Raw genomic sequence first — 3,471 nt, forward strand, 5'->3', positions numbered from 1 at the left:
GCCCGGTCAAGGCCCGGCAGGTCGGCGAAGTGCTGGGGGTGGACATCGGCGTGAAGAGCAAGCTGGAGCCGTTGCGCGGAAAACTGATCAGGCTGGCCGACCGCGGCTGGCTGCGGAAACAGCCCGACGGACGGTTTACCACCCGGCTGTGACCATGGAAGCGCTGCCCGCGGGCGGGTGCTGAGCGGCCGTAACCGGGGTGCCCCCGGGGGTTGTTGGAAATGTGTGACCACAACCAAAGAGCACACCGAGAGCACCTTCCCGCTTGTCTATCAGTGCCGTCTGTCGCTGTCCACGCGCACCGTGAACCACCTCGCCGACTTGCTGCGGCGTCACCTGAAGGCGATCGGGTCCAGGTGGCGGATCCTGCCGCCAGGGAAGATAGCGGTGATCGTCCTGGCCGTACTGCGCCACGACCAGCGCCTGGCCGACATGGCCGGCGGCAACAACGTCTCCGAGTCCACCGTCCGTCGCTGGCGCGACGAGGTGATCGCGCTCCTCGCCGCGCAGGCTCCGCGCCTGGACCGCGCGCTGAAGAAGATCACCCGTCAGGGTGGAGAGGTCGTCCTGATTGACGGCACTTTGATTCTTACCCAGCGCCGCACCGGGAAGGACGACCGCAAGAACTACTCCGGCAAGCACCGCCACCATGGCCTGCACTTCCTCGCCCTCACCGACGAGAAGGGCCGCCTGATCTGGATATCCGCTGCCCGGCCCGGCCGCACCCATGACAACACCGCGGCCCGCCATGACCACATTCTGGCCCACCTACGCGCGGCCGGTCTCGGAGCGCTGGCGGCCCTCGGCTTCCGCGGCCTGGACAACGACGTACTCGACCCCGTGATCGTTACCGGCTACCACTCCAGCCGCATCCACAAGCTCACTCCCGGCCAGAAGGAGACCAACCGCGTACTCGCCGTCGGACGCGCACCGGTCGAGCACGGCTTCGCCCACCTCAAAAACTGGCGGATCCTCACCAAGCTCCGCACCGACCCCGCCCACGCCACCCAGCTCCTGCGCGCCCTGCTCGTCCTGACGAACCTCGAGGTCAACCGCTGACGGACGATCTACGGCGAAGACTTCCGCCCACGATCAGCACGAGTACCCCGGAACACGGTCACACCAGCCCTGCTGACCAGGGATTTCAGGTTGGCGGGGGTTCAGCACGACGGTGGTGTGCATCAGGTGGATGGGACGGCCGCTGGTGAGGGTGCGGGTCATGGCGTTGTGTGCGAGCAGCCATCCGCCCGGGGTGTCGTGTTGCAGGTAGTGGCGCCGATCGGCGTCGGTTTCGGTGCAAGCTGGTGTATCGCCGCCACAAAGTTGAACACCGCCGGCAAAAGGAAGACGCCGCCGACGCTGGTCACGGGGCCATTGCCGATCATGGACGGACGCTTGCCGTCAACGAGGTTGCTGTACCGCGGGGATCGGGTGTGGGACGACTGCCGGACCAACGAGCGTCAGCAAAGAGGGAAGAGACGGGCCTGTCACATACCTGTGACATGGGGCCAACGGTTCCGGAACGCATGGCCCAATAACTTTGTTCTCGCTGGTCAGAAAGGCCGGCGCGTCGGAAGCCACATCGCCAGGAGCCGCCATGCGCACCGCACTCCGTAGTACCCTCGCCGTCGTCGCCATCGCGGTTACGGCTACCGCTTCTGTCGTGACGGCCACTGCCGCCGGCGCCGCCACCGCGACCGTGTCCTCCACGAGCAGCGCCTGCCTGGCCACCAAGACCATCCCCTCCGTCTTCGGCGGCTGGACGGTCAAGCTGGTCAACAGCGCCGACAGCGGCGCGTCCGCCAAGCTCCTCGACGGGAAGGGCCACGTCGTCTCGACCGTGGACCAGAGCAGGACCCTGGACTCGGCCAGTGGTCTGCGGATCACCGGAGTACTCAGCGCCAAGCCCGTCTTCGGGCAGCGCAGCGAGGGCGGGCCCACCCCCTGGAAGTCCACCGCCTTCCCGGTGCTGTCCGCCGACTGCACGCAGAGCGGCAAGCTCGTGCGCACCCTGCGTCTCAACTCCAGTACGGCAGCACAGATCTTCAAGGTCTCCGTCAGCCACTACCAGGCCCGCGTCTTCCAGGGCGGCAAGCTGGTGCGGTTCATCGACGCGCACGGCCGCGGCGGCGCCGCCCTGTTCGGCAGCCGCACGCTCGTGCTGAACGCCGACGGGACGACCGTCACTTGGACCGGGGCCAAGACCGCCGCCAACCCGAGTCTCGGCCGCTACAAGCTCGCCAACGGTGCCATTGTGAAGCTCGTCAAGCGCGCGGGTGTCTACGGGGCGCAGCTGACCACCAGCCACGGCACGTTCCCCGTCGAATACGCCAAGGGCCGCCCGTCCGTCCAGCAGGACGACGTCACCCTGGTCGTCCTGGGCGCCGACGGCACCCTCAGCGGCTACGTCTACGGCAGGGCCCTGAAGACCCCGGCATACCTGGGCGCCTGAGGCACTGGTCTTCTGAGTCAGGAATCCACGGCTCCGGTGAAGGCGCCGACTCCAAAATGAGTTGAGCTGCGGGCTTTGTGTCCGACGATCTTGGTCGGCAGGGTGTCCGGGTGCGTGCTGATCTTGTTCCTGACGATCTGTGGGAGCGGGTGGCTCCGCTGCTGCCGCCCGCTCCCGAACGCCGCCGCCGGTATCCCGGACGGCTGCGTGTTCCCGACCGTATGGCGCTCGCCGGAATCCTGTACGTGCTGCGGACCAGTGTCGCGTGGCGCGATGTCCCGGCCGAGACCGTGGGCTCTCCGGGGTGACGGCCTGGCGCCGGCTGCGAGACTGGACCGAGGGCGGCGTCTGGCCACGCCTGCACGCCGTTCTGCTGGCCGAACTCCGCCGCGCGGACTCGTTGGACCTGGACGACTGCTCCGTGGACGGCTCTCATGTCCGGGCCCTCAAAGACATCTCAGGGGGATAAGAAGTCAAGAGAGACCGCGAGTCTTGATCACCACTGAGGTCGCTGATTGGCTGGCCGACATGAATGATCTCGGACCCGTTGCGTGGCCGCCTGCACCGATCAAGACCGAGAGGCTTGTGCTGCGTGAGCCCGAGGCCGGGGACCGTGCGGCGTTCATCGAGCTGCATGGCTCGTCGGAGGCGCACACCTACCTCGGCGGCCCTCGCCCGCGTGACGAGCTTGAGCGTGCAATGCCCGAGGTGCCCGGGCGGCGGCCCGGGATTTTCGTCGTTGATCTCGAAGGGGCGATGATCGGCCAGATCCTGCTCAGGAGAGCTACGGAGCACCTCTGCCCCACTGCCGTGGGGAAGGTCGATCTCGGCTACCTGGTCCTGCCGCGGGCGTGGGCATTCGGGTATGCCGCCGAGGCATGCACGGCGGCACTGGACTGGCTTGAAGACGTCCTTCCGGGTGAGCCGGTGGTGCTCGCCACCCAGACCGCCAACGTCCGTTCGATGCGCCTCGCGGCAAAGCTGGGGTTCACCGAAGCGGAGCGGTTCCGGGCCTGGGA

Annotated in this window: 3 protein-coding genes and 1 pseudogene; all 4 read left to right on the forward strand. The window is 67.5% G+C overall.

Going from position 1 to position 3,471, the window contains the following annotated elements:
* Positions 1-225: 225 nt before the first annotated feature.
* Complete coding sequence (locus ACZ5Y0_RS36830) at positions 226-1,059, forward strand: transposase family protein (RefSeq protein ID WP_469132988.1); 834 nt, start codon at positions 226-228, stop codon at positions 1,057-1,059.
* A 538-nt stretch (positions 1,060-1,597) separates the two neighbouring features.
* The gene (locus ACZ5Y0_RS36835) at positions 1,598-2,452 is read left to right on the forward strand and encodes a hypothetical protein (RefSeq protein WP_469132989.1); all 855 of its coding nucleotides are present in this window, start codon (positions 1,598-1,600) and stop codon (positions 2,450-2,452) included.
* Between the two features lie 110 nt (positions 2,453-2,562).
* Positions 2,563-2,903, forward strand: a pseudogene (locus tag ACZ5Y0_RS36840) (transposase); the annotation flags it as partial.
* Positions 2,904-2,980: 77 nt separating this feature from the next.
* On the forward strand, positions 2,981-3,471 hold a 491-nt coding region (locus tag ACZ5Y0_RS36845; protein WP_469132990.1), incomplete at its 3' end, for a GNAT family N-acetyltransferase.

It is taken from the genome of Streptomyces sp. NPDC033216 (assembly GCF_055577115.1).

Coding starts and splice junctions, on each gene's coding strand:
- ACZ5Y0_RS36835 (WP_469132989.1), top strand. CDS start 1,598: ATGCGCACCGCACTCCGTAGTACCCTCGCCGTCGTCGCCATCGCGGTT.